Origin of the sequence: Paenibacillus solisilvae (assembly GCF_042656405.1) — a bacterium.
GTDB classification, from domain to species: Bacteria; Bacillota; Bacilli; order Paenibacillales; family Paenibacillaceae; genus Paenibacillus_Z; species Paenibacillus_Z solisilvae.
Map to the genome: position 1 here is coordinate 1 of NZ_JBHSOW010000028.1, position 24337 is coordinate 24337.

Genomic DNA, 24337 nt, shown 5'->3' on the forward strand with positions numbered 1-24337 from the left:
CACCTCCCCCTACTACTAGTCTAATAAAATGGGGGCTACGACTCCAGTTTAATTAGGGGGCCGTGGAGTTTGGACTTTTTTAAGTGGATATATCCAGTATAGGCCCTGATTTGAATGAAATGAGGAGCAAATAACGATAATTTTCCAGTATAGAGAGGCCTGAAATTTTAAATGAGCTGCTACTCAAAGGAGGCTTGAAGCTCCGGAGTAATTCACCAACTTAACTTTATGAGTTGACAGCTTTAATTTACCCGCTGATGTTCTTATAGACTGCGAACATTAATTTGCCAGCTGCACCATGTATTCGCCACCTGCTGCTCCAATGAGCAGGCTCTATTCTTTCACCTGCTGCTGTGCTGATCGCCAGCGAACATTAATTTGCCAGCTGCTGTTCCAGCATTTGTCCGAGGCTCTCTTCGCTATCCCAGATGAGCGGCCGAATACGGTCAAAAGGCATTTTCATTTTATTCGCATCTGCCGAATGGACTACCCATAATACTGGAACATCGACACCGAGTGCATAACCGGCGGCGAAACAAGCTAAAGATGCCTGACCCGAAACATCTGCTATGAGAAGCTTACTCTCTGATATCAGCTGCATCGTTTGTGCGTTTAATGCTCCGGAATCGGTGATTTCCATCATACGCGGCAGATATCCGCACTGCTCCAGCTTTGGAAACAGCTCCTCCGGCCATTCCACACGCTGTTCACTTGTTCCTGAAACCAGCAAGAGACATGGCTTAAGGCGCTGCCCTCCGGCGCAAAGAACCGCTTCCTGCCATCCTTTATCGGTAAGCCAGAATTTTCCCCCGACCCGCTCGATATATTCTTCTCCCTTAAGCTTCTCAATAATGTAGACAAGCTCCTGCAGATTCATGGAATAAGTTAAGTTGTAGCTTGAGGACAGCTGATGAATAACGACCGCCTCTCCAGGCTTGCTGCAGTGACGATGCAGGTAACGCAGCAGCTTTATTCCTTTCTCTTCAATTGTCGTCGGAATAATCGGTGAGCTCTCGAACATCTGAATATCCTTATAGGACAAACGTACCTGTTCATCGCAATCCGTCATTTCTCTAATATAAGCCGAGATAACCGGAAACAACTGACGTTTCTCCGAATAAGACAACGCATAATAAGAATCGTAGCTCGCCCGGTCCAGTGCATATGTACCTCCTGGTGAACAGTTACAGCTAATATACCAGTCATCCATACCCTTTTGTTTAACAGCCACAATTTGATCGCAAAATAAACATCGTTTTGTTTCAGTTTCCATTTTTATAGCCTCCTAATCGTTTTTGTGTAATTTAGGCATCGTTTTTGCATCATTTTTGAAAATGAAAATATTAACTTTCTTTCAGCAAAAAACAACTTCGAAAACTTAAGCTTCGTGTTTTTGCGTAAATGAATAAAAATTAAAAATAGTTAATTTTCTTTAGTCAAAAACGGCTTCCAAAGCTTAAGCTTGGTTTTTACGTATTTTGAAGATAAAGTGATTTACCTTATTTTTGAACAAAAACCTACATCTAAAGTAATGACTTAAGTACTATAATCTTTCGCATATGTTACAGGAAAAAAGGGCGCCAGAGCGATTAGTATTTTCTCATGACATGTTTATTTTTCTCATACTCCCGTTAATAATTCCTCCTTTTCCCAAATTATTTGAAACTTTAACTTGTACAATAACCACACATGCCGCTGGTTAAACTACCAGACAGGAGGGTAATGAAACTGGAACTAAAAACCTATAATTGGAATAACAAATGCAGGTTCTTTCGATGAATCAAAGAAAGGATGATAACGATGAAAACCGCTTCAGATTTGCATCAAACCCATGATACAGTCCAGGAGACTGGAAGCTATGTTTGCTCCGCGGGAATTACAAAACATTTGGATAAGGGCGAAAGCTTCCCGGTATGCCCGAAATCCAAGCAGGAGACAGCGTGGCGCCATGTTGACCATGAACATCAATCAGGTGATAAAGTCACTGAATTCGGCGCATATGTGGACAAAGACGGGGAGCATGTCGAGCTGTTTGAAGGCGAAACCTTTCCTAGCTGTCCGAAATCCGGTCAATCCACGACTTGGAAGCACGATGGAACGATAGAAGTTAATGCCTGAATAGATAAAAGACGACCGATTGACAGCAGCAATCGGTCGTCTTTTATTCATTCGTCTTATCCATGCTAGTCCCGCTCATAGATCGAACCGGACCGGCTTGCAAAAAATTCCGCGTACACTTTTTCCGCGTAAGCATCCGTCATTCCGGCTATATAATCGGCAACCATTCGCTCCCACTGCCATTTGCCCCTTTGCTTCTCGAAGCTTTCGATCCAGTCAGGCGGAATGATGAGCCGGCCGGTTTCCTCTTCTTTAAAGCTGTCCCAAAGCCGCTTTATCATGACTTCACTTCGTTTATGCAGCCGCTGCACACGGAAGTCCTTGATCAAAGTAACCCACGCCAGCTTCTTCAAAATTTCCATCGTTCGCAGCAAATCCAAGTTTTGCTGTCCATCTTTAACAAAGGTAACCCGCTTCCAGCCTGTTGCCGGGTCGTCAATAATGCCGACGCCGCTGACAAATCTGCTCACCCACCGCGCCTTCATCTCACGCCTCGTACGAGAAGGCTCACGGCCGCATTCGTTAAAAATGATTTCCCATTGGATCAAATACTGATGAAGCACCTGCTTCACCATCGCTCTCATATCGACCTCATCCCAGCTCATCACCTCGTTACCGGGATCGTCGATAATCTCCTGTACGACATGGGAAACCAGCCAATCATCCTCGAACAAGCTGGTGTTCATCTGAATTTTTCCTGCACGTATGCCATCTTCTATGTCATGCGTGGAATAGGCAATATCATCGCACAGATCCATCAGCTGCGCTTCCAATGTCGCACAGCCTTCCGGCATTCCCCACAATTGACGAAGATGATCGATGCCCTGCCACTCTTCCCGGTATACTCCTTTTAAACGGCTCGGATCATCGATGCAGAACGGATATTTATTAATTGCAAGAAGAACGGCTGCTGTCAAATCCAAACCGCTATCGCTCCCTGCCCGCTTCTCCAGGAACATCAGGATGCGGAAATTCTGAGCATTCCCTTCATAGCTGAGACCATGCTCCTCAAGCAGCAGCCGGTTAAGCACTTCTTCCCCCTTATGGCCAAACGGAGGATGTCCCAGATCATGAGCGAGCGCAGCAATTTCAACAACTTCCGGATCCAGCATCAAACCCGGATGCTGTTTGGCATGAAGAAAGGGGTAGCTCTTCCCAAGGCGTCTTGCGACTTCCCTGGCGATTTGGGATACCTCAAGTGAATGCGTCAGTCGCGTACGATAGTAATCCCCTGAGCCTGCGCCAAAGACCTGCGACTTCCCCTGAAGTCTTCGGAAGGCCGGAGATTGAATCAGTCTGGCATAGTCCTTCTCGTACTCATCTCGGTCCTCACTGGAGTGGATGTTCTCGGAGTCATCCAATCGGATTTTGCGCAATTTCATATCCATCCACTTCCTCTCCTTATCTTTAAACTTTATCTATAGTTTTATTGTATGAATAACACCCGTGAATAGCAAATAAAACCAAACAAGCCATTGCCCGCCTGATCGCGGACAACAGCTTGTTGGACTTCCTCGGAGACCGTCTTCCGCTAGTTATACTTCAAGCAGCAGAGCTTCTGGGTCTTCCAATAATGTTTTCACCGTCACCAGGAAACGCACCGCTTCCGAACCATCGACGATACGGTGATCATAGGAAAGCGCGATATACATCATTGGGCGGTTTTCCATTGTTGTTTCGTCAATTGCTATCGGACGCAGCTGGATTTTGTGCATACCCAGAATACCAACCTGCGGAGCGTTAAGAATTGGCGTTGACAGCAAAGAACCGAATACACCGCCGTTCGTGATCGTGAACGTGCCGCCCGACAGGTCGGACAAGGCTAGGGTATTGGAACGCGCTTTGCCGGCAAGCTCTGCAATTTGCTTCTCGATGCCAGCGAAGCTAAGACGGTCTGCATCGCGAACGACAGGCACGACAAGACCTTCTTTAGCAGAAACCGCTATTCCGATATCATAGTACTGTTTGACCACGATTTCGTCGCCTTGAATTTCTGCATTGAGCAGCGGAAATGCTTTAAGCGCTCCGATAACAGCGCGGGTAAAGAAGGACATGAAGCCGAGGCCAATATCATGCTTTTCTTTAAATGCAGTTTTACGGCGATTACGAAGATCAAGAATCGCTGTCATATCCACTTCATTGAATGTTGTAAGCATGGCCGCTGTCCGTTGTGCTTCAACTAGACGGTTCGCAATCGTAACACGGCGGCGTGACATCTTGCGGCGCTCATGCGGTTTGCCTGGATCAGCAGCTGGAGCAGATGCTTGGGCTGCAGGTGCGGCTTTAACCGGTGCAGCAGCAGGTTTTTGAATATGAGCCTGGATATCTTCCTGGCGGATACGGCCGATCGGATCCTGCGTTTGTACTTGTCCAAGATCGATGCCGCGCTCTCTTGCAAGCTTGCGGGCAGCAGGCGATGCCGCGTAAGCCGAAGAACTGTCACTTCCAGCTGCAGCAGGTGTGCTTGCTTGTGCTGCAGCTGGAAGTTGGGATGCCGCTGCAGGAGCCGTTTCTACCGCAGCAGGGGCCGCTTCCACAGCTGCCGGTGCTGGTGTCGGAGCTGCTGCTGGCGCACTTGCAGCTGCTGCACCGCTGCCGATTTGAGCAATCGTTTCGCCAACCTGAACGGTTTCGCCTTCTTTGCTAAGGAGCTGAGCAATGACGCCGCTCTCCTCCGCACTGATCTCTATGTTAACCTTGTCCGTTTCGAGCTCTGCGAGTACGTCGCCTTGGTTGACTTGGTCTCCTTCTTTCACATGCCATTTGGCAATTGTGCCCTCCATGATCGACTCGCCCATTTCAGGAACTTTAACTTCACTCATGGCTCTATTCCCCCTGTGTGGTTGTATTTAATGTACTTTTATTTAGTGCTACGGAAAGAATCCGCTGTTGTTCCATGTTATGGACAAACTGGAATCCGCTTGCCGGGCTTGAGCGTTTCGGACGGCCGACATAACGAACCGTCGCTCCCTTAGGCGCGCGAGCGCGGATGCGAGGCTCGATATAGTTCCAAGCGCCCATGTTTTGCGGTTCTTCCTGAACCCACAAAATTTCTTTCAGGTTCGGGTACCGGTTGATGACTTGCTCCACGTTCGCTTTAGGGAAAGGGTACAGCTGTTCGATACGAGCGACATGAAGCCAATCAAAGTTAGTTCCTTCTTCTGCAGTCATAGCTGCTGCAAGGTCTACGGATACTTTACCGGTACAGAACACAAGACGTTCAACCGCAGCGGTATTTCCGCCAAGACCCGGCTGTTCGAGGACCGGCTGGAACGCACCTTCGCTAAATTCCTTTGGGTCAGAAGCAACGTTAGGGTTACGGATAAGACTTTTCGGAGACATCACGATAAGCGGTCTTGCTTCATCGGTATTCGTGATTGCCGCTTGGCGGCGCAGCAGGTGGAAATACTGTGCAGCCGTAGTCAGGTTAGCGATCGTAAGGTTATCCTCTGCTGCAAGCTGAAGGAAACGCTCCAGACGTGCGCTTGAATGCTCAGGACCCTGCCCTTCGTATCCGTGAGGAAGCAGCATAACAATGCTGGATTTCTGCGACCATTTCACACGTCCGGCTGTTATGAACTGATCAATGATAACCTGAGCGACATTCGCGAAATCACCATATTGACCTTCCCAAATAACAAGCGTTTCAGGTGAAAATACGTTATATCCATAATCGAAGCCAAGAACAGCTGCTTCGGACAACGGGCTGTTGTATACCGCAAAGGAAGCGTTCGCCTGCGGGATTTGATGAAGCGGACAATAGGTTGCCCCGGTCACCACATCATGAAGCACCAGATTCCGGAAGGCAAAGGTCGCCCGTTCCGAGTCTTGACCGCTAAGCCGGATCGGTTTGCCGCTCTCAAGGATGGTTGCGAACGCCAGCGTTTCCGCGAGTCCCCAATCCACTTTATTGCCTTCATCAAGCGAGGTGGCACGGCGCATCAGAATACGCTCAAGCTTCTCATAGACGTTGAAGCCGGCCGGCCATTTCAACAGCTCCTCATTGATGGCTTTCAGCTTCTCAAGAGGTACGCCTGTAACCAGTTCTTTCTTCTGGCGGCGGCGTGACGGCTCTTCGACTTGGCGGTTTTGTTTATCATTCTCTTTCACTTCATCAAGCGCTCTCTGCAGGATGTTAAGGCCTGCTTGTCTCATTTGGGCGACCTGTTCATTCGTGATCAGCCCTTTTTCTTGAAGCTTCTCCGCATAGATGATGCCAACTACCGGATGTTTACGCAATTTTTGGTACACAAGCGGCTGTGTAGTCTCCGGATCATCGGTTTCATTATGACCATGACGTCGGTAACCGACCATATCAATGAGGAAATCCTTCTGGAAACGTTGGCGGTATTCACATGCCATACGTGCAGCTGCAATACAAGCTTCAGGATCATCCGCACTGACATGGACAATCGGAATTTCATATCCTTTTGCCAGGTCACTTGCATAATAAGTCGAACGTGAGTCACTGCTCTCTGTTGTAAATCCGAGGCGGTTGTTCACGATGATATGGATGGTTCCGCCGCTTCCATAACCTGGAAGCTTCTTGAAATTCAATGTTTCAGCAACGATACCTTCGCCTGCGAAAGCTGCATCACCATGCATGATGACTGCTGCCGCACTGCCAAAGTCCGCCTTCGGGTAACCAGGGGCGGTGCGATCATCCTGCGCTGCGCGGGCAAAGCCCTGCACGATTGGATTCACATATTCGAGATGACTTGGGTTGTTGGCAAGTGTCAGTCGAGTTTCAACCGTTTCGCCTTCTTTAACCGAACGGTGTGCACCCAAATGATACTTCACATCACCGGTCCAACCGATATTAATGCCTGTTGAGCCTTCAGAAGGAATCAGATCCTTATTCGGTGCATGATGGAACTCGGAGAAAATCCCCGTATAAGGTTTACCCAGTACATGGGCCAACACATTCAAACGGCCCCGATGCGCCATACCCATCAGAATATGCTGCGCTCCATCATGGGCAAGATCCCGTACAATCTCGTCCAGTATCGGAACGAGCATATCCGTGCCTTCAATGGAGAACCTTTTTTGCCCGACGAAAGCACGCTGAAGAAACGTTTCGAACTGCTCGACATCAATCAATCGATTGAGGAGCGCCGCACGTTCCTTAGCGTTCATCGGTTTTGCAGCCATGCCGGACTCCACTTGACGTTTCAGCCAAATGCGTTCTTCCTGCTCATGGATATGACTGAATTCAATACCAAACGACTTTGTATATACCTCTTTCAAGTACTGGATCGCTTGCCATCCGTCGCGTACTGTTTCAGGAGCCTCTTCCCAAATCAGTGAAGCAGGAATAGCGGCAAGATCATCTTGAGTCAAATTAAAAGTTTCTGGCTCGAGCAGTCTCGTATCCGGAGCCGTACCTATGCCAAGCGGATCATTATCAACGGCTAGATGACCGTAAGTGCGGATGTTCCGAACAAGCTTGCCCGCATCCACCACTCTTTTTAGAAAAACCGGATCCATCAATTTAGCTCCGTCAACCTGAACCGGATTCGCTTGAGGTACTGCGGCAGCGCCGTTAGCAGCCTTCGTTGAAGGTGGTGCCCCCCATTGCGCGAACGTTTCGCGATACACCGGATCTACTGTTTCCGGGTTTTCCACATACTTCTCGTACATCTCCTGTATGTACCCAAGATTGGGTCCATAGTACTGCTCCCAGGGCGACTGACTTATGTTGTTGTCTGCTGCCATTGCCTTTACCTCCGCTATCTAAAATAAGGGACATAAATAACGCCTACTATCTTATTAACCCTTTAATCACGCATCCATACATTATAACAGAAACTTCATGCTTTCGACAAAGCTCTACAGACCGTTATTGTGTCATTTCTTATAACAAAATACCGCAATCCTCTTAAGGACTGCGGCATGATTAGAATTATTTTGATTTTCGGCCGACCAACAGCAGCAGTGTGATAAGAATAAATGCAATTCCCGCCATAAAAGGGATCGTCACGACTCCGCCGAACCAGTCCAAATAATCCTTGTTACAGGGAATTCCTTGCGTACAGGGCAGGATCTTGGCGAAAGCGGGAATTTTTTGCTCTGCATAGTGGTAGATCGAGATGAGTCCTCCGATGATTGAAAGCGGCAGCACATAACCAATCTGTTTACGGTCGTTCTTATAACTTGCGATGCCAAGCAGGATAACAATAGGATACATGAAGATCCGCTGGAACCAACAAAGCTTGCAGGGCACAAAGCCCATAACATCGCTCAAATACAGACTCCCGCTGACGGCCACAATAGAAACCACCCAGGCTAAATATAACGCATATTTACTGCAAAAGGCGATAAATCCCTGAGGTTCTTCCACGAAATCCAAATCTTCAGCAGAATCATCTATGGGCTGAACATCCTTGATCATTTGAGATCCTTTTGCGCCTGTTCGATCGCTTTCTTGAGCGCTTCGTAATCGAAGACATCTTCAAACATTACCCCATTGATAAACAGCGTCGGCGTAGATTGAACATTAAGCTGTCTTGCCTTCGAATTGTGGCTGTCCACTTCGGATTGATATTTGGCGCTCGTGATGTCGCTATTCAGCTTATCGTAATCCACATCCAATTTCTCTTGTTTAGCCAAATTGGTAAGGAACTCCGGTGTCGCCCATGTTACATGCTCTTGGCCTTGGTTCTTGTAAATGGAATCATAAAAACCCCAGAATGCTTCATTGTTCTGATGGTAGATCGATTGCGCCGCAAGTGCAGCGGTTACAGAGTCAGGATCAATAATAGTGAAATTCATGAATGATAACGAGACCGTTCCATTATCAATGTAGTCTTTCTTCAGCTGCGGCTCGATTTCCTGGCTGAAAATTTTGCAGGACGGACATTTGTAATCGCCAAATTCGACGATTTTTATTGGCGCGTCTGTTTTTCCGAGCGTTGGGAGCTCATCGTAATTAAAAGATACCACACCCGGTTTTGGAGCAAAAATAACTGCGACGATGATTAATGCTGCCACAACAATTCCGGTAATCCAAAACAGTTGCTTCATTCGCTTACGCTGCTTCTCTTGCTGTATTTGCTGGATCTTTCGCAAGCTCTTGTACTCGGATTTTTTCGTTGCCTGTGCCATAAGAATTCTCCATCCTTCACATTTAATAACTCTCCCGAATCTAGCACTTCGGGCGATAATACTTAAATTGTAGTGGTGCCTATAATAGAAGTCAATTGGAGAAAAACCGACATTTAGAGATTTACGGAAAGCTCCTGCATAGTTACACCTTGCGGCAGAATTTGTTTGACTTTCTCCCTGACCTGCTCGTCAATAATCGCATGACCAAGGATCGACACTGTGCCGCTGTCCTCACGCATACGTATTAAACGACCTATACCCTGCTTCAGACGAAGCAGCATATGAGGCATGTCCACCGTTTCAAAAGGATCTGAAGAATCTCTGCGTTTGGCAGCAAATACAGGATCGTTGGGAGGGAATGGCAGCGACCAAATAATAACCTGCGATAAGGAAGGCCCAGGAATATCAAGCCCCTCCCAGAGCGTCACTGCGCATAGGACGCTGAGCTCATCATTTTGAAACTCACTGATCAGGTGGCTGATCTCACTGGTTCCCTCGAACAGGAAACGGTAACCGGCCGAATCGGGATGCTGTGCGCTCTCCTTCTTGAATACCTCCAGCTCTTCCCGGGAAGGAAAGAGAATGAGCGCTCTGCCTTCTGTCAGCCGGAGCAGCCCTAAAGTCTGCTTCAGCTTCTCCTTCTCTTGTTGAGAGGAATAGGGCCGTATTGGAGCAAACACTTTCATCTGACGCTCATAATCGTAAGGTGAAGCGATGGAGAAGGACAAGCTGTTCTCTACACCAAGGCTTTCAGATAGATAAGCGAATGAACCGTCAACGGACAAAGTTGCGGAGGAGAAAACGATCGGCATTTTCTTCGAGAAGACCCGCTCCCTCAAAACTTCCTTCACTAATTTAGGCATAATCACGAGTGTCGTACCCTCGAGGTCTTCCTGCACCCAAGTAATTAATCCTGTCGGCTGTTTGAATAAACTGAGCGCAAGCTGAATCATCTCCAAATGCTCTTCGACAATCTTCAGCTGGTAATCGTCAAGCGTGAATAGAGCGCTCTCGAACACAAGCTCCTCTTCGATTGTGCCCAGTATATCCTGAAAACGATTGATCTCACGCAGCAGTTCAGCGCTCAATATGACTTCTTTACGGTCTGAGGCAGCAACCTTGCGGCTTGTCATATTAAGCATATGGAAGAGATTCTCACTCTGATCAATCGCTTCATCAATAGCAACGGCTAAGGATTCCCTTACTTCACCATTCAACAGTCTGGTGATAATCGATTCAAAGACAGCATGCTTCAGTTTGTAAGTGAGGGCCTTCTGTGCGGCGTTTTCAAGTAAATGCCCCTCATCAAAAACAACCGAGCTGTGCTCCGGCAGCAATGGCAGCTGACCTTCGCGTTTCCTCGCTTCATACGTCCAAATATGCTCCATATAGAAATCATGGGAACAAATAATGATATCGGCCGCTTTGCGGTAATGCTCCCTTGATAAGGTCTGTCCACAGCGGTGCCGTCTAGTGCAGACGAGGCAGTCCTGGAAGACATCATAGCCAACCTTGCCCCACTGTTCATCCGTAAGCTCCGGATAATCCTTTCGATTCCCATAAGGGGAGAACACTTGCATTGTACCAGGGGTATGAACGAAATCCGGAAGTCCGCGGTAAATTTGATGAAAGATCTCAGGATCATCGATACTGCCCTTCGCATCATCGAGCTTGTTCAGACATAGATATTGATCCATCGATTTACCGAGTCTGGCATCAATCGTTAAATTCAGATGCCGAGCCAGCTTGGCAATATCACCTTCCGGTTTCACCAATTGCTCAATCAACGATTCATCCGCGCAAGCGATAATGGCAGGCATTCTCATATAACGCGCATAGTTAATGGCATATAACAAGTACACGAAGGTCTTACCTGTCCCAACGCCCGCTTCGGCAAAAATCGTCTGTTTCTCGCTGTAGGCTCTCTCCAGTTGAAAAGCCATGTAAATTTGCTCATCTCGGACCTCAAACCCTGCTTCAGGCAGCTGTTCATAAAAAACATCGGCTATCCAATCGCTTGCTTGTTCAATAAAGGATAGCTTAGGATCAAATTCAAATGGATATGGACTCACTAGTGCTGGCCTCCAGCTCATTTACGTTTTTTCATCTATATAGACGTTAAATAATCATTGTAACATAGATCCTGCTTGCAGGAAAAGAAGTCCAGGACTCACACCTGAACCTCAGAAGTTTTGAATCTCCTTCTTGAGGTTAGACCACATCAAATCCCAAATCCTCGATGGTTTCCTTAATCTGCGCAAGGGTGATCTGTTTGACCTCGTAATTCACGGTCACACTGTTCCCGGATAAATTCACCTTGGCGGCTGCACCCTTCTTCTTCAAGGCTCCCTCTACACTGTTGACGCAGTGCTGGCAGGACATCCCCTTAACCGTCAATGTTATTGTAGACATCTCATCGCTCCTTCGTGCTTTATCGTACGGATGAATGCTCGTGAATATCCGTTTCCTTCTGATTGTTTGCCCGATCCCCGCTGTTCTGAAAGAGAAACACCGAAGCAATGGCTGCAATTCCGATTCCAAACACAAGGGGATGAAGAAGCGAATATTTGGGTTTATGCAGCTCGGGCAGTTTGTCAGCTTCAGCAGTCGAAACAGCCGAAACAGTCGAAGTGGTTGAAGCTGGCTGAGGCGGGACGGCTTCCTCGGTAATGAGCTGCTGCAGAACGAGAAACACGAAGACCATTACAATATCCACAAACAGCAGGATGACATTCGGATGATTCGTTGCCATAACGCCAAGCATAGCCCCCATCATCCCGCCCATAATCCCGGCGAGTATACCATCTAATGCCGCCATAACGCTGACAGGCTTCCCGCTTAGATATCCGCATACCATCCCGAACAGCACAGCCGCAACAGTAGGACTCGTCAAATCCGGCTGATATACAACGCCTGCAATGGTACCGAAAGCTATGCTTGCGATCATGCCAATTGTCATAGCAATCATCATTCCCGCCATGCAGCTCAACCAGAGCCGCCTCTTATAGGTACGTAGGATGGAATAGCCGCTAAAGACGAGCAATACAACCGTACTGAATGCCACAATCATTAGATTCCCTCCACAAACAGGCTGCATTTGTTCATGTTATGGCTAAAGAATCGTGGATATTCCAGCATTTCTGAACGTCAAGAGGCAATCCATGAATATTTTCTAATCGAATTCTCATTATTCAACCGAACCCGTTGATGTTGTAAGTGAATCCGGTTCCCATGTAAATAGTGGGAGCTTTTGCTGTGATATAGTGATTGAGGCAGTCAAGCAACGCCAAACAAAAAAACATATTAGGGGGAATCAACATGTTGAATAGCAAATTCGCAAAATTGGTCGCAGGCGTCACATTGAGCTTTACTTTAGTAGCAAGCGGCTCCGCCGTCCTTCCACCGAAAATGGCGCATGTTGCGTCCGTCTCTGCTGCATCTAAATCAAGTAATATCATAAGCACGGGTAAACGTTATCTGGGTGTTCCTTATAAATTCGGGGTTTCTTCCTATCGAACCGACCGCTTTGACTGCTCTTCGTTCACACAACGGATTTACAGACTTAATGGCATTAATCTGCCAAGAACGTCTAAGAGCCAGTCCAAAGTAGGCAGATATGTATCGCGCAGCAATCTTCGCCCAGGCGATTTGGTTTTCTTCTATAAGCCAATCCATCACGTTGGCGTTTATATCGGTAACGGTAAGGTCATGCACACTTACGGTAAACCGGGAGTTACAATCTCCAATATGAAATCAGGCTGGTGGAGCAAGCATTACACGACTGCAAGACGCGTCCTGTAGATATTTATTGAATGAGACAAGCCTTGCAATCCCTATTCCAGGGATTGCAAGGCTTTATTTGCATGGGGAACGCTGTCAAATTTCCTTTATCCTCTATAGTGACAAGCTTTAGTCCGTCCCCCGTAAGATGGTTTCTCCAAAGATCCTCTTTGGCGATCAGCTTTTTTTGCGGATGGAGGCAAGCGTCGAGCCATCGGCGACCTGCAGCCAGTGAAGCTTGCTGACACCAATCTGCTGGGATGTATAGATGCCTGAATGACCCGAGAATAAATAGCTGATAATACAGGCAATGAACATATAGACTACTGCATCGGAGCCGAAAAGCTCAATACCGAGTATGAAGCATGCAATCGGCGTGTTGGTTGCTCCGCTGAAGACACCGATTAAGCCTAAGCCTGCGAGAAAAGGCGCACTTACCTGCAGTAAACCTGCAAGAGCATTGCCAAGCGTCGCTCCAATGACGAAAAGCGGTGTCACCTCACCGCCCTGGAAGCCGGCGCCAAGGGTGATGGACGTTAGTATGATTTTCCATAAAAAAGCAAATGAATGGACGGGTTCATGAAAAGACTCGACCAGCAGCGGGATACCGAGCCCCAAATAATCGCGTGTGCCAATCAGATAGGTCAGTGCGATGACCAATAGCCCGCCGATTATACTTTTGACCATGACATTTGGAAAGAATCTGCGAAATTGATCCTTCAGATAGTGGGTCAGCTCGCTGAATATCCGGCTGGTCAGTCCGAAGAGAATCGATGCAAAAATAACCTTCAGCAAAGCGAGCAGCGTTAAGCCAGGAATTCCGCTCATGGCGTAATGAATATGGTGAATGCCCCAAGCCTTCGTAACCAAATCTCCGACAAAGCTTGCGGTAAAGCATGGAACAAGTGCTTCGTAACGTAAGACTCCGATCGTTATCACTTCGATACCGAATACCGCACCTGCAACCGGCGTTCCAAAAACCGAGCCAAATCCGCCGCTTATTCCGCACATCAGCAGGATCCGCCGGTCAAGGGGCTTCACGCGCAGCAATTTCCCAAGCCTCTCCGCCAAGCTGCCGCCCATCTGAACCGCTGTTCCTTCCCTTCCGGCAGAGCCGCCGAACAAATGAGTCGCCAGCGTACCGATCAGAACAAGCGGTGCCATACGAAGCGGTACCGGCTCATTGCCACCTTGGACTTGCTCAAGCAGCAAATTATTGCCCTTAGCCGCATTATTCCCAAGCTTGAAGTAAAGATAACTGATGAGAGCACCGCCAGCCGGCAGTAAAAATAACAACCAGGGGAGCTCAAGCCTCGTGCTTGTTACTTTATCCAACAATGCCAAAAACAAAGCGGAGGCGCTGCCGGATAAGAGTCCGACCAGCACGCCATAGAAGATCCATTTGAAGAGATTCATCGGCAGCTCCGGCACAGAACGGCCAGCCCGCCATACTTGCTTCACTCTTCCACGCAGGCCTGAGCTTGAATCCTTATAGGCTGCTGTTACCTTCACCTGCATCAAACTGACCTTCTTTCCACATCTCTTATAGAGAAACCTGTGTACATAAAAACAGACTCCTACCAGCGCAGCTGCGCTGGTAGGAGTCATTAGCCCGGATTCAAGCGGTTCTGGCGAACTCCATCGCCTTATTAACTAAGCTCATCATAAAGCAGCCTGTATGTGGAATCAAGTATTTTTTCACGATTTCCAATAACCGAGTATAAAACCACTATGAAATCGCCCATCCTAAATAGAATGGAGGAGGTGAATCCGTCATGGCTAAAGATGTTCTATGCGAAGTGAATTCCTGCAAGTACTGGGCTGCAGGCAACCACTGCAACGCATCGTCGATTTATGTTGTCAGTCACCGCGGCAAACAAGCTAATAACTCTGAAGAAACAGATTGCAAGACCTTCGAACCGAAAATTTAAATCCCAATCAGAAAGAGCCGCCTTTGCGAGAAGGCGGCTCTTCTCCTTCTCTAGATGTAGTATAACCAATGATGATAATAATTATCAGTGAGAATGAAAATTATTACGACTGGCTAATGAGTGTGCTTATTGAAGGATTAACCCCTTTTCGGGAAGTTCTCACGGAACCGCTGCGCGATGAAATCATTCACCTGCCACAAGTCAGCAACCGGCTGGTTGGTATGCGGAAGGGTATGCAGATAGCCTGGAGGACCAAACTCAGGAGTCACTGTGGCGTAAGCAGCTCCCTGTGCTTGACGCAGGTTCAGAATTTGTTTCCACCATTTCTCGAACAGCTCCAGTTCATAAGCATATTCCTTCGCGGATGGATCCGGTACCTGCGGGCCTTCCGGGTAACCGACACGCGCATGTATATGTATCGTACGCTTGATCGCAAGCTCAAGATCAGCCAGATTATCAGCCAAATGCGATTCACATACACAGACCCAGTGACTGAAATCCGCCGTGATCTTCAGTTCATCGAAGGCTTCCAGCAAATTTGCAGTCGTCCAAGGCGTAAACATGGCGCGCTGGCGATGGGTTTCATGACCAACCGCAATGCCGGCTTGACGTTCAATGACGAGCGCCTGCTCGAAGAAGCTTGCCTGCTGCTCGAATGTCTCTCTGTCCAGAGAGCTGTGTGAATTGATAAGCACAGGCTTAAAGGCGGCAGCTTGCTGCACCTGCTGAGCAAAACTGTCGGCATGGTTGCCACCTGTGAAGATCTGGGCGATATAGTCGAAATTATATTCCTCGAGAAGCTCTTTAAATTCAGCTTTATCTGCTTGGGACGGAAGTGCAGCCTCTATGCCATGAAAGCCTGCTTCCTTCGTACGCTTAAACTGCTCGCGGTAGGTGCCCTCCACCCCCCATAAAGCTTTGAAAATATTCACTTTCATCGGTATTGCCCCTCTCCTATGACTTCGAAATAGCGATCTGCTTAACTATACGGTCAAAGAGGTTCAAGTTTCAATCCAAAATACTCAATGCTTATTAAACCCAAGCTGCAGCAGCGACTCCGCATCGCTCCAAACTCCTGTTGACGTCGATTGCAGCACGACCGCTATCAATTGCTTTGCATTCGAGCTGGCTGAAGCAACCACGCAATAGCCTGCTTCCGAGGTGAAGCCCGTCTTGATTCCGCTAGCCCTTTTATAGTAAAAGCCGCTGTCCTGTTGAAGCAGCTTATTGCGGTTCACCAATGTTTGAGCCCCGCTTCCTGCATGAATTTGATACTCCGTCTCACTCACCAATGTACGGAACAGCTTATTCTTCCTCGCTTCCTTGGCAATAAGCGCCAAATCATAGGCAGTTGAATAATGATTCGGATCATGCAGCCCATGCGGATTAACAAAGTGGGATTCTTTAGCCCCAAGCGCCCCAGCCCTCTTATTCATGAGCTTGGCAAACTCATCGATCGCCTGCTCCGCCGGCAGGGTCTTCCCCGTTTCCTGACTCATGACATAACGTGCAATCGTTCTGGCCGCATCATTACCCGATGGAAGCAGAAGCGCTGCAAGTAAATCCTTGAGCGTGAGCTGTTCTCCTTCGTATAAGCCGGCCGAGCTCTCGTCGGACGTTCGCATGCGCACCTCATCCCCTACCGTCACTCGGTCATTCGGATTCCCTTTCTCGAGTGCGATTAGCGCGGTAAGCATCTTCGTCGTACTAGCCGGATACAGCTTCTCGTGAATGTTTTTGCTGAACAAAATGCGGCCTGTCTTCTCATCCATGACGAGTGCGGCTTCCCCTTGTACATCCTGAACCGCTATTCCTTCGTTATGCTCCGTAGTAATTGCGGCGAGCGCTTGAACCCCATCGGAAGTGATCTCCTGCAGGGTACTCCAATTTGAAATTGCGGCATACGACACCAATAATACCATGATGGATATGAATGATTTTCTCAACCCGGCTATGCTCAACAAGAGACTTGCTCCTCTCTGATCTTCCATCCGTTACTGTTATCTCCGATTATGAGCGCCAAACTTTAAATGGCACGTAAGAAAAGATTACGAAAAGATAACGAAATCCTTAAGAAAACGAAGGAAGTCCGCCTCAGAGGAATAAGGCGGACCTATTTATTGCGTATATTCTTTTATGGTCACGGTAAACACTGTCTGCTCCAGCGAGCTTCTTGCCGATAAATGGCCGCCATGCAATTCGACGATCTCCTTGGCTATCGCAAGCCCAAGTCCAGACCCTCCGGAATGAACGGCGCGGGATTTTTCCACCCGATAGAACCGCTCAAAGATATGAGGCAGATCCGATGCCGGTATGACCTCTCCGTAGTTAATAATATCGATTACGATCTGATGCTTATCCTTATAACCGGTAATATCTAAGTACAGTCCTTCACGGCCATATTTGATCGCATTGGTGAGCAGGTTCTCGAATACCCGCCGCAGCTTGTTTCCGTCCGCTGACACGATCAGCTGCGAAGATTCAAACTTCATTCTCGGCGTGAGGCTCGCTTGTTCAAATTGAAGCTGAAACTGCTCCGTCAACTGATGCAGCATTTCAACGAGATTGATTTTACCTTCCCGCAGCTTCATCTCATGATTGCGCAGCCTGGTATATTCGAATAAATCTTGAATGAGCTGACTCATCCGCTCGGATTCCTCATATACAAGGGAAACATAATAACGAAGCTCTACCTCATCCCGGTACAGATCCTGCTCGATCAGCCCCAGATAGCCCGTTATCGATGTGAGCGGCGTTCGCAAATCATGCGATACATTCGTAATTAATTCATTCTTCGTCTGTTGGGCTTTCCGTTCCTCCACCAAGGCCATGTCCAGCCGTTCCACGAACTGATTGATGTGAACAGCCAGCTGCTCCAACCCTTCGACCTGCCTAATCGGCACCTTATGCTGAAGATCCCCGCGGGCTATTCGCTCGACATCCTCTGTCATCTGGGCCAAATAACGCTGATGGCGCAGCTTCCGGTCCCTTGGGAAGAAATAAGCGGCTGCCACGATAAAAATCATTACAATGGCGATCACATATATTTCGGGATATCCGATGTTCCAATTGAACCAATTGAAGATCTCCCTGGGGCTGAGCGAAGCAATCTTGGAATAAAAGAACGTTCGGCTGAGTGTGACCAGAACAGCTAAGCCGACTACAGACACGAGAGCGCTCCAGAATAAAGGGACCAGCCATCTAAGCTTCAATTTTGTAGCCAACCCCCCATACGGTATGAATGAGCTTCTCGCCATCCATTTCTTTAATCAGTTTCTCACGCAATCTGCTCATATGCACGGTTACGGAGTTGTTCGATTCGTAATATTTCTCTTTCCAGACCAGCTCAAAAATATCCTCCGAGCTGAATACGCGTCCGGGTTGACTGGCAAGCAGATACAAAATATTAAATTCAAGCGGCGTCAGCTTGATCGGACGGGCCTCGAACGATACCGAATGCGTCATTTTATCAATTTGAAGGGATTGAATGTGGAGAATATGCTCTTGTGCCGGCTGCTGCTGCATCTGCGTCTTCGCTTGTGATTGATAATAGGTCCTTCTTAACAGCGATTTCACCCGGGCAACCAGCTCCAGCGGGTTAAACGGCTTAACCAGATAATCATCGGCCCCCGTCATCAATCCGGTTATTTTATCCATATCGCCATCCTTGGCGCTAATCATAAGAATCGGCGTTGTCCTGGTCTCACGGATCCGCAGACAGACGCTTAAGCCGTCTAGGCCAGGCATCATAATATCCAGAATAACGAGATCAATCGGCTGATTCTCTATAATTTCAAGTGCCTGCAGCCCATCACTGGCTTTATGGATGAAATAGCCCTCGTTCAAGAGATATATTTCAATGAGCTGAGCAATCTTTGGATCATCATCGACGATAAGCAGTTGTCTGTTCACTTCACTGTCCCACCTTTAAATTAAACTTCCCTTAAGCTCCGTTCGCCATCGTTAGACGACTTGTACTAACAAAAAGTTTAACAAATTCTCCACCCAGCCGTAAAGAAGACGAAAACGACCATCCTAGAGGGAGATGATCGTTCCTGTTCGGCTCACAGCCCTGCCGATTTACGATAACAATGCCGTTTCATTCGCGCCTGCGTTATTCAGACGCAGCTGCTGGGTCGCAAATTCCCGGTACAGCTCATGCGACTCCAAGAGCTCGAAGTGCGTCCCGCTTCCGGTAATCGTTCCTTTCTCCACAAATAGGATCTGGTCCGCGTCCACCACCGTCGACAGACGATGAGCGATAACGAGTGTCGTTCTTCCGGCCATCAGATTCTTCAGCGCTTCCTGTACGACGACCTCCGACTTACTGTCCAAGCTCGATGTCGCTTCGTCTAGCATTAAGATCTTCGGATCCCGCAGGAGCGCCCTGGCAATTGCAATACGCTGCCGCTGGCCGCCGGAGAGCTTGACTCCCCGCTCCCCGACCTCAGTTTCATATCCTTCCGGAAGTTCACTGATGAACAAATCGGCATAAGCCATCTTTGCCGCCTTTAAAAGCTCCTCACTGCTAACCTCACGTTCCAAGCCATAACACATATTAACCCGGATGCTCCCGGCAATCAGAGGGCTCTCTTGAGATACATATCCGAATAAGCTGCGCCATGAAGGCAAGGAAAACGAATCAATGGAATCTGAGCCGAAGGTGATCGTCCCCGAAGTCGGCTTATAATAACGCTCCAGCAAAGAGAACAGTGTGGTTTTGCCGCCTCCGCTCGGTCCAACGATAGCCGTTACCGAGTCCGGTTCGGCTCTGAAGCTCAGATTGCTCAATACCTTATCTCCATCGGCACCATAACCAAAGGAAAGATGATTAACCGTAATCGGCAGATCGGCCCGATCAACCGGCTTACCTGTTACATGATCTTCTTCCTCATAATCCAAAATTTCAATAATCCGTTCTGTAGCGCCGATTGTCTTCTGGAACTGGGTGAAGAAGGTCGTGATTTGACTCATCGGCATCACGATTTGAATCAAATAGAGGATAAACGCGACCAGTTCGCCGGCAGACAGCGCTCCGGATGAAACCCTCATACCGCCATAACCGACAATAACGACAAGAAGCATCATAATGACGAAGAACATAAGCGGTGCAATCATAGCCTGTACCTTGGCTTCCTTTAAGCCGAAACGGAATAAGCTCTTGATGCGTTCATTGCCGCTCCCATATTCTCTAGCTTCTGCATTCGATGACTTTACAAGGCGGATTTCCGAGAGAACCTGCGTCAGAACAGTCGTGAAAGAAGCGGTTTCCTCCTGCAGCCCTTTGGATATCTTGAACATCTGCCTGCCGAGCGGAACGAGAAACAACGCAGCAACCGGAATGACGCCGAGCATAACAGCCGTCATTTTCCAATCCATATAGAAAAGGACGATGATCGAACCGATAATGGAAACCACTCCTGTGAAAAAGCCTGTCGTATGCTCGGCGATGAGTGACTTCACGACACCCGTATCATTCGTCATCCTGCTGATCGTCTCTCCGGTACGATGGTTGTCGTAGTAGCTGACAGGCAGCACCAGCAGCTTCCTCCAAAGACGGTCTCGCAGCGCTGCAACGATCTTCTGGCCGATCCGGTTGAGCATATAAATGGACAGGCCGCTTGCTATGGTCTGAACGATGAATATACCGCCAATTCCGCCAATCTGGCTCCAGCTCAAATTGTTTAAAGAAAAGCCGTCCACCAGATTCTTCGTAAACAAAGGAATAACCAATCCGACCAGAGTTGAAGCCATACTCATGATGACCGCGATAGTCAGAAGCGGTATCGATGGTTTGGTGTTACGGATGAGCGAGAGAAAAAGTCTCCACTTCGCTTTTCCAGCTGCAGCTGGTGCAGCTTGTTTTACTATTTTCTCCGAAACAAGGTTTGACTCATTTAATTTAGCCGTATCCATCATTTTGATGTCCTCTCTACCCTTAAAGATGGGGCTTGATTGATGTATGGATGCATGTCATTTCATGATCTCTATACACCAAGCATACAATCGGTTTTTGAACGGAATATGAACAGATTGACTTCACCTTGAAAAAAGTGTCATGATCAATTTATCAAATGCATTGGGGGCGATTCATTCATGTCAAATGATCTATTGTTTCATTCGGTTATCCCGATTTTGCGCGCGCCTATCAAGGCCAGCTCATCGCACAGAAATACAAATACGCACGCCCAGGTGTCGAAACAACGCCTTGGAATTCTTTAGATGTCCGGGTCACCGACCCATTCGGCAACCGAATTACCTTCACTCAGAGATTGCCGGAATAATATGCTCAAACAATAACTGCTTAGAAGCCATCGCGCTGCTCTTATCAACCGCCTCCCTGCGGACTACGACGACCGCATCACGTTCTGGGATCACAAAGATATACTGCCCGCCGTATCCTTTGGCAAAATAACAGGAAACGACGCCGTTATGCTCCTTCGAAGATATCCACCAGTGATATCCATATTCTCCGAAGATCGGCGGCTCATAATGCTGAAAGCCTTTATGGTGTACGCATGTAGAGCTGTCGATCCAGGAGGATGGGATAAGCTGTTCCCCATTCCAGCTCCCCTTCTGCAGATAGAGCTGACCGAATTTAGCCATATCGAGCGCGGTAAGATGCAGGCCTGCACCGCCCTCGGAAACTCCGCCCGAGCTGTTCCATCTGGACTTTCGGAACCCAAGTCTTTTAAACAGATGAAGTTCAGCGTATTCACTTGCCGACAGCTCCGTGGTCCGCGTCAAAATCGCCGAAAGCAAGTGAGAAGCACCGGAATTATAGGTGAACACTTCGCCCGGAACGTGAGCCATCGGCTGTTTCACAATGAAATCAATCCAGTCCTTCGTTCGTTTCATCTGCCAATACGGTTTATCAAACTCCGGCCATTCCAGCCCCGCCGTCATCGACATCAGATCCTTAATGCGGATGGATCGCTTACGCTCATCCGAATCCTTGCGAATCTCTTCAAAATAATCGGCTATCGGCTGATCCAAGCTGCTAATATAACCCTGCTCCACCGCCATGCCAATGAGTGCGGATAAAAAACTCTTCGTACTCGAATAGATAGCCCCGACACGGTCGGTCTGCTTGACATGCCATTTCCACCGAATCGTACCATGGTGCACTACAATAACGTCCTTTATTTTCCAAGCCAGCAGTTTAGGGAGCAATTGATTCAATCCAAGCCCGTCTGCCTCATCAGGCTCATAACCGCAAGAGAGCAGGTTCCTCTCGTCCATCGTATGCTGCATATCTGGCCCGCCTTTCAAAGATGGTCAAACAAAAAGGACTCCCGCTTTTATACGGAAATCCCCCTCATTTGTACGTTTCTTAGCAATTATTCGCCTGTTACGACCTTGCCCGGCCAGCTCAGCATGCCGCCAACCATATTTACAACCTCATACCCCTGAGCTGACAAATAATCACACGCTTTACCGCTGCGGTTGCCGCTGCGGCAAACCAGATAAATCGGTTCTGAGAAATCATGAAGCTCGCCAACACGCTCAACAAATTGAGACAGCGGAATACTGACAGCTTCACCAATATGACCTGATTCCCATTCATCCGGTTCACGAACATCAATCACACTCAGCTTCTCGCCTTCGCGCAGCTTGGTCTCCAGTTCACTTGCCGTAATTTCTCCATACATATGTAAGCAGCTCCTTGTGGTTAAATGATCACAAATCTTCCTCTCATTTTACCTGCGGGAACTGGCTGCTGTCCAGTTGTATTAGATCTTCACAGCTGTACCGCTTACCGCAACCATCAGCATGCCTTCACGGACCACTTCATAATCGATGTCGATGCCCACCAGCGCATTCGCGCCAAGACGTGCGGCATGATTGGACATTTCTCCAAAGGCGACATCTCTTGCTTCCTTCAGCTTGGTTTCATAAGCGCCGGAGCGTCCGCCGACAATATCTGTAATGGAAGCAAACAGATCACGTACAATGTTCGCCCCCATGATGGCTTCCCCTGTTACCACACCAAGGTATTCTTGAATCGGACGTCCTTCAATCGTTGGAGTCGTTGTGATGATCATCAATCATTCCTCCTCATATTAATGGATATTGCCTAGCTCGCCCATGGACCTCGCCGTCTTCGGTAAACTGGATCCTCACAACACGTTCAGACTTTCGTTCAAACCAAATCCGAACGGTTACCTCGAATTTATGCGATCCCTTATCGAGCAGCAGTCGGAAGGTTTCTGAAGCTATTTCATTCGCACCTTCGCTCCGGCCCACATGCTTGTAATCGACAATGTTGGCATTGTAACGCTTAACCGTTTCTTTCATAGCCAATCTTCCCCACTTCGCATAATCGGGCTCCGCGGCCGCGGCCTGCGGTATAAACCCGATCAGCAAACCAACTAGGAGCAGCATTGTGACTACCGGCTTTAAAGTAGATTTCATCATCTGGACACCTCCATAACTTACTTAAGAAGGTAGAATACCCCATCTGATGAAATTTTAATCTTTGCCGCAGATTCGGCTGGCCGTCAGCAGAAGAATGGACAATAAGAGCAAATAACCTAACCATATAGCCGTTTCACTGGACCAACCTGCCGTTCGTTCCGCTGTTTTATACAGCAGAATTAGGAACCAATACATCACCAGGAAAGCCGCGCCAAGCACCAATCGCCCCCTTTGGATTGACATATACAACAGGGACGACAGATACAGCCCGAATAATGCAGCAGTCAGCGGCGCTACGATGAAGATCCCGAGCCATAATCGGTCATAGGAAAAATAATATTTAAACAAGAATAGCAGGACGCCCATACCAACCGCACATAACCAGAGCAGAGCTTTAACATGAGGGACAGCCCGCTGCTCCGGACGCTGCTCTATCCGGTTCTCTTGGCGCCACTTTTTGAAACGTGCAAGCAGCAGCAGAGCCGGAACAATTAATCCGAGCAGCGAGAAACCGTACTGCATCCACTGATAAATACCTTCTCCGCCATACTCCTCCTTTAATAAGGGAAATTCATTGACGAATGTTCCTGACCGGTGTGTCCAGCCATCCATAAACATATGCGTCAGGAAGCCAATGAACAGCGAAATAAGAAAACCAACCCAGGCTTTAGGGGAATTAATCTCCCATCTGGCTCTTGTCATGCTTTGTACAAATCGGTCAAGTCCCCAAATTGAAGGTATAAATTGCGGCAGCACCGGCTTCACAACAAAATGAAAAGCAAAAGCGAGTCCAATACATAACGGAAGACCCAGCACAAAAAAACCGGTTAAGGAATGGCCTATCGTTCGATACGATTCCATGGCTGCAAAATACTCAAGATCCGGCGCCATGCTTCCGAGCAGCAGTCCAGTCACACTAAGCCATTTGGGAGCAGCTCGGTATAACGGAACGGAATAGAGGGGATGCGAGAAAGTGAATGGCATCA

At 48.1% G+C, this 24337-nt stretch carries 24 protein-coding genes and 1 riboswitch; of the genes, 4 read left to right on the top strand and 20 right to left on the bottom strand.

What is annotated here, in order from left to right; all coding sequences use genetic code 11:
• Positions 1 to 373: 373 nt before the first annotated feature.
• A complete protein-coding gene (locus tag ACFPYJ_RS07190) occupies positions 374 to 1273 on the bottom strand; it encodes a hypothetical protein (RefSeq protein WP_379187406.1) in 900 nt (299 codons plus the stop codon).
• Positions 1274 to 1800: 527 nt separating this feature from the next.
• Between ACFPYJ_RS07190 and ACFPYJ_RS07195 the strand changes: the two genes are divergently transcribed.
• Positions 1801 to 2118 (top strand): hypothetical protein, encoded by a 318-nt coding sequence (locus tag ACFPYJ_RS07195; RefSeq protein WP_379187407.1) that lies wholly within the window; start codon positions 1801 to 1803, stop codon positions 2116 to 2118.
• Positions 2119 to 2183: 65 nt separating this feature from the next.
• Here ACFPYJ_RS07195 and ACFPYJ_RS07200 read toward each other — a convergent pair whose 3' ends face one another.
• From ACFPYJ_RS07200 to ACFPYJ_RS07235, 8 genes are all read right to left on the bottom strand, one after another.
• Positions 2184 to 3500, bottom strand: coding sequence for a deoxyguanosinetriphosphate triphosphohydrolase family protein (locus ACFPYJ_RS07200; RefSeq protein ID WP_379187563.1), 1317 nt, complete (start codon positions 3498 to 3500; stop codon positions 2184 to 2186).
• Positions 3501 to 3653: 153 nt separating this feature from the next.
• Positions 3654 to 4940: a 2-oxoglutarate dehydrogenase complex dihydrolipoyllysine-residue succinyltransferase gene (gene odhB / locus ACFPYJ_RS07205; RefSeq protein ID WP_379187408.1), complete on the bottom strand. Its 1287-nt coding sequence runs from the start codon at positions 4938 to 4940 to the stop codon at positions 3654 to 3656.
• Positions 4941 to 4944: 4 nt separating this feature from the next.
• Positions 4945 to 7833, bottom strand: a complete 2889-nt coding sequence (locus tag ACFPYJ_RS07210) for a 2-oxoglutarate dehydrogenase E1 component (protein ID WP_379187409.1) — start codon at positions 7831 to 7833, stop codon at positions 4945 to 4947.
• Positions 7834 to 8020: 187 nt separating this feature from the next.
• The gene (locus ACFPYJ_RS07215) at positions 8021 to 8509 is read right to left on the bottom strand and encodes a disulfide oxidoreductase (RefSeq protein WP_379187410.1); all 489 of its coding nucleotides are present in this window, start codon (positions 8507 to 8509) and stop codon (positions 8021 to 8023) included.
• A complete protein-coding gene (locus ACFPYJ_RS07220; RefSeq protein ID WP_379187411.1) occupies positions 8506 to 9222 on the bottom strand; it encodes a DsbA family protein in 717 nt (238 codons plus the stop codon). Before ACFPYJ_RS07220 ends, ACFPYJ_RS07215 begins: the two co-directional genes overlap by 4 nt.
• Positions 9223 to 9335: 113 nt before the next feature.
• On the bottom strand, positions 9336 to 11294 hold the full coding sequence (locus tag ACFPYJ_RS07225) for an ATP-dependent DNA helicase (protein WP_379187412.1): 1959 nt from the start codon (positions 11292 to 11294) through the stop codon (positions 9336 to 9338).
• A 139-nt stretch (positions 11295 to 11433) separates the two neighbouring features.
• Positions 11434 to 11634 carry a cation transporter gene (locus ACFPYJ_RS07230; protein ID WP_379187413.1) on the bottom strand — a complete coding sequence of 67 codons (201 nt, stop codon included), beginning with the start codon at positions 11632 to 11634 and terminating at the stop codon, positions 11434 to 11436.
• Between the two features lie 19 nt (positions 11635 to 11653).
• Positions 11654 to 12292 carry a hypothetical protein gene (locus ACFPYJ_RS07235; RefSeq protein WP_379187414.1) on the bottom strand — a complete coding sequence of 213 codons (639 nt, stop codon included), beginning with the start codon at positions 12290 to 12292 and terminating at the stop codon, positions 11654 to 11656.
• Between the two features lie 248 nt (positions 12293 to 12540).
• On the opposite strand from ACFPYJ_RS07235, the gene ACFPYJ_RS07240 reads away from it, so the two are divergent.
• On the top strand, positions 12541 to 13023 hold the full coding sequence (locus tag ACFPYJ_RS07240) for a C40 family peptidase (protein WP_379187415.1): 483 nt from the start codon (positions 12541 to 12543) through the stop codon (positions 13021 to 13023).
• A gap of 156 nt (positions 13024 to 13179) precedes the next feature.
• On the opposite strand, the gene ACFPYJ_RS07245 is transcribed toward ACFPYJ_RS07240, so the two are convergent.
• Complete coding sequence (locus ACFPYJ_RS07245; protein WP_379187564.1) at positions 13180 to 14418, bottom strand: voltage-gated chloride channel family protein; 1239 nt, start codon at positions 14416 to 14418, stop codon at positions 13180 to 13182.
• Positions 14419 to 14593: 175 nt separating this feature from the next.
• A riboswitch (Fluoride riboswitch) is annotated at positions 14594 to 14657 on the bottom strand.
• A gap of 120 nt (positions 14658 to 14777) precedes the next feature.
• Between ACFPYJ_RS07245 and ACFPYJ_RS07250 the strand changes: the two genes are divergently transcribed.
• Positions 14778 to 14933, top strand: a complete 156-nt coding sequence (locus ACFPYJ_RS07250; RefSeq protein ID WP_379187417.1) for a DUF1540 domain-containing protein — start codon at positions 14778 to 14780, stop codon at positions 14931 to 14933.
• Between the two features lie 137 nt (positions 14934 to 15070).
• On the opposite strand, the gene ACFPYJ_RS07255 is transcribed toward ACFPYJ_RS07250, so the two are convergent.
• From ACFPYJ_RS07255 to ACFPYJ_RS07275, 5 genes are all read right to left on the bottom strand, one after another.
• The gene (locus tag ACFPYJ_RS07255) at positions 15071 to 15871 is read right to left on the bottom strand and encodes a sugar phosphate isomerase/epimerase family protein (protein ID WP_379187418.1); all 801 of its coding nucleotides are present in this window, start codon (positions 15869 to 15871) and stop codon (positions 15071 to 15073) included.
• Between the two features lie 84 nt (positions 15872 to 15955).
• On the bottom strand, positions 15956 to 16924 hold the full coding sequence (locus ACFPYJ_RS07260; protein ID WP_379187419.1) for a D-alanyl-D-alanine carboxypeptidase family protein: 969 nt from the start codon (positions 16922 to 16924) through the stop codon (positions 15956 to 15958).
• Positions 16925 to 17050: 126 nt separating this feature from the next.
• Positions 17051 to 18145, bottom strand: a complete 1095-nt coding sequence (locus ACFPYJ_RS07265) for a sensor histidine kinase (protein WP_379187420.1) — start codon at positions 18143 to 18145, stop codon at positions 17051 to 17053.
• The gene (locus ACFPYJ_RS07270) at positions 18135 to 18845 is read right to left on the bottom strand and encodes a response regulator transcription factor (RefSeq protein WP_379187421.1); all 711 of its coding nucleotides are present in this window, start codon (positions 18843 to 18845) and stop codon (positions 18135 to 18137) included. The genes ACFPYJ_RS07265 and ACFPYJ_RS07270 overlap by 11 nt, the downstream gene beginning before the upstream one ends.
• Positions 18846 to 19013: 168 nt before the next feature.
• Positions 19014 to 20852 (bottom strand): ABC transporter ATP-binding protein, encoded by a 1839-nt coding sequence (locus ACFPYJ_RS07275; RefSeq protein WP_379187422.1) that lies wholly within the window; start codon positions 20850 to 20852, stop codon positions 19014 to 19016.
• A gap of 242 nt (positions 20853 to 21094) precedes the next feature.
• Between ACFPYJ_RS07275 and ACFPYJ_RS07280 the strand changes: the two genes are divergently transcribed.
• Complete coding sequence (locus ACFPYJ_RS07280; protein ID WP_379187565.1) at positions 21095 to 21217, top strand: glyoxalase superfamily protein; 123 nt, start codon at positions 21095 to 21097, stop codon at positions 21215 to 21217.
• Here the strand turns inward: ACFPYJ_RS07280 and ACFPYJ_RS07285 are convergent.
• The 5 genes from ACFPYJ_RS07285 to ACFPYJ_RS07305 all read right to left on the bottom strand — a co-directional run bounded on the left by ACFPYJ_RS07285 (position 21195) and on the right by ACFPYJ_RS07305 (position 24335).
• A complete protein-coding gene (locus tag ACFPYJ_RS07285; RefSeq protein WP_379187424.1) occupies positions 21195 to 22187 on the bottom strand; it encodes a serine hydrolase domain-containing protein in 993 nt (330 codons plus the stop codon). The genes ACFPYJ_RS07280 and ACFPYJ_RS07285 overlap by 23 nt on opposite strands.
• Before the next feature lie 86 nt (positions 22188 to 22273).
• Positions 22274 to 22585: a rhodanese-like domain-containing protein gene (locus ACFPYJ_RS07290; protein ID WP_379187425.1), complete on the bottom strand. Its 312-nt coding sequence runs from the start codon at positions 22583 to 22585 to the stop codon at positions 22274 to 22276.
• An 81-nt stretch (positions 22586 to 22666) separates the two neighbouring features.
• Positions 22667 to 22978 (bottom strand): heavy metal-binding domain-containing protein, encoded by a 312-nt coding sequence (locus ACFPYJ_RS07295; RefSeq protein WP_379187426.1) that lies wholly within the window; start codon positions 22976 to 22978, stop codon positions 22667 to 22669.
• Positions 22979 to 22991: 13 nt separating this feature from the next.
• Positions 22992 to 23351, bottom strand: a complete 360-nt coding sequence (locus tag ACFPYJ_RS07300) for a DUF3889 domain-containing protein (RefSeq protein WP_379187427.1) — start codon at positions 23349 to 23351, stop codon at positions 22992 to 22994.
• A 54-nt stretch (positions 23352 to 23405) separates the two neighbouring features.
• The gene (locus tag ACFPYJ_RS07305) at positions 23406 to 24335 is read right to left on the bottom strand and encodes a DUF4184 family protein (RefSeq protein WP_379187428.1); all 930 of its coding nucleotides are present in this window, start codon (positions 24333 to 24335) and stop codon (positions 23406 to 23408) included.
• Positions 24336 to 24337 lie beyond the last annotated feature (2 nt).

Bases quoted from the DNA above. Each gene is read 5' to 3' on its own strand.
- ACFPYJ_RS07210 (WP_379187409.1), bottom strand. From the start codon at position 7,833: ATGGCAGCAGACAACAACATAAGTCAGTCGCCCTGGGAGCAGTACTAT.
- ACFPYJ_RS07195 (WP_379187407.1), top strand. From the start codon at position 1,801: ATGAAAACCGCTTCAGATTTGCATCAAACCCATGATACAGTCCAGGAG.
- ACFPYJ_RS07285 (WP_379187424.1), bottom strand. From the start codon at position 22,187: ATGCAGCATACGATGGACGAGAGGAACCTGCTCTCTTGCGGTTATGAG.
- ACFPYJ_RS07300 (WP_379187427.1), bottom strand. From the start codon at position 23,351: ATGATGAAATCTACTTTAAAGCCGGTAGTCACAATGCTGCTCCTAGTT.
- ACFPYJ_RS07295 (WP_379187426.1), bottom strand. From the start codon at position 22,978: ATGATCATCACAACGACTCCAACGATTGAAGGACGTCCGATTCAAGAA.
- ACFPYJ_RS07240 (WP_379187415.1), top strand. From the start codon at position 12,541: ATGTTGAATAGCAAATTCGCAAAATTGGTCGCAGGCGTCACATTGAGC.
- ACFPYJ_RS07275 (WP_379187422.1), bottom strand. From the start codon at position 20,852: ATGATGGATACGGCTAAATTAAATGAGTCAAACCTTGTTTCGGAGAAA.
- ACFPYJ_RS07190 (WP_379187406.1), bottom strand. From the start codon at position 1,273: ATGGAAACTGAAACAAAACGATGTTTATTTTGCGATCAAATTGTGGCT.
- ACFPYJ_RS07305 (WP_379187428.1), bottom strand. From the start codon at position 24,335: ATGCCATTCACTTTCTCGCATCCCCTCTATTCCGTTCCGTTATACCGA.
- ACFPYJ_RS07260 (WP_379187419.1), bottom strand. From the start codon at position 16,924: ATGGAAGATCAGAGAGGAGCAAGTCTCTTGTTGAGCATAGCCGGGTTG.
- ACFPYJ_RS07255 (WP_379187418.1), bottom strand. From the start codon at position 15,871: ATGAAAGTGAATATTTTCAAAGCTTTATGGGGGGTGGAGGGCACCTAC.
- ACFPYJ_RS07245 (WP_379187564.1), bottom strand. From the start codon at position 14,418: ATGAATCTCTTCAAATGGATCTTCTATGGCGTGCTGGTCGGACTCTTA.
- ACFPYJ_RS07290 (WP_379187425.1), bottom strand. From the start codon at position 22,585: ATGTATGGAGAAATTACGGCAAGTGAACTGGAGACCAAGCTGCGCGAA.
- ACFPYJ_RS07250 (WP_379187417.1), top strand. From the start codon at position 14,778: ATGGCTAAAGATGTTCTATGCGAAGTGAATTCCTGCAAGTACTGGGCT.
- ACFPYJ_RS07200 (WP_379187563.1), bottom strand. From the start codon at position 3,500: ATGAAATTGCGCAAAATCCGATTGGATGACTCCGAGAACATCCACTCC.
- ACFPYJ_RS07230 (WP_379187413.1), bottom strand. From the start codon at position 11,634: ATGTCTACAATAACATTGACGGTTAAGGGGATGTCCTGCCAGCACTGC.
- ACFPYJ_RS07215 (WP_379187410.1), bottom strand. From the start codon at position 8,509: ATGATCAAGGATGTTCAGCCCATAGATGATTCTGCTGAAGATTTGGAT.
- odhB (WP_379187408.1), bottom strand. From the start codon at position 4,940: ATGAGTGAAGTTAAAGTTCCTGAAATGGGCGAGTCGATCATGGAGGGC.
- ACFPYJ_RS07235 (WP_379187414.1), bottom strand. From the start codon at position 12,292: ATGATTGTGGCATTCAGTACGGTTGTATTGCTCGTCTTTAGCGGCTAT.
- ACFPYJ_RS07220 (WP_379187411.1), bottom strand. From the start codon at position 9,222: ATGGCACAGGCAACGAAAAAATCCGAGTACAAGAGCTTGCGAAAGATC.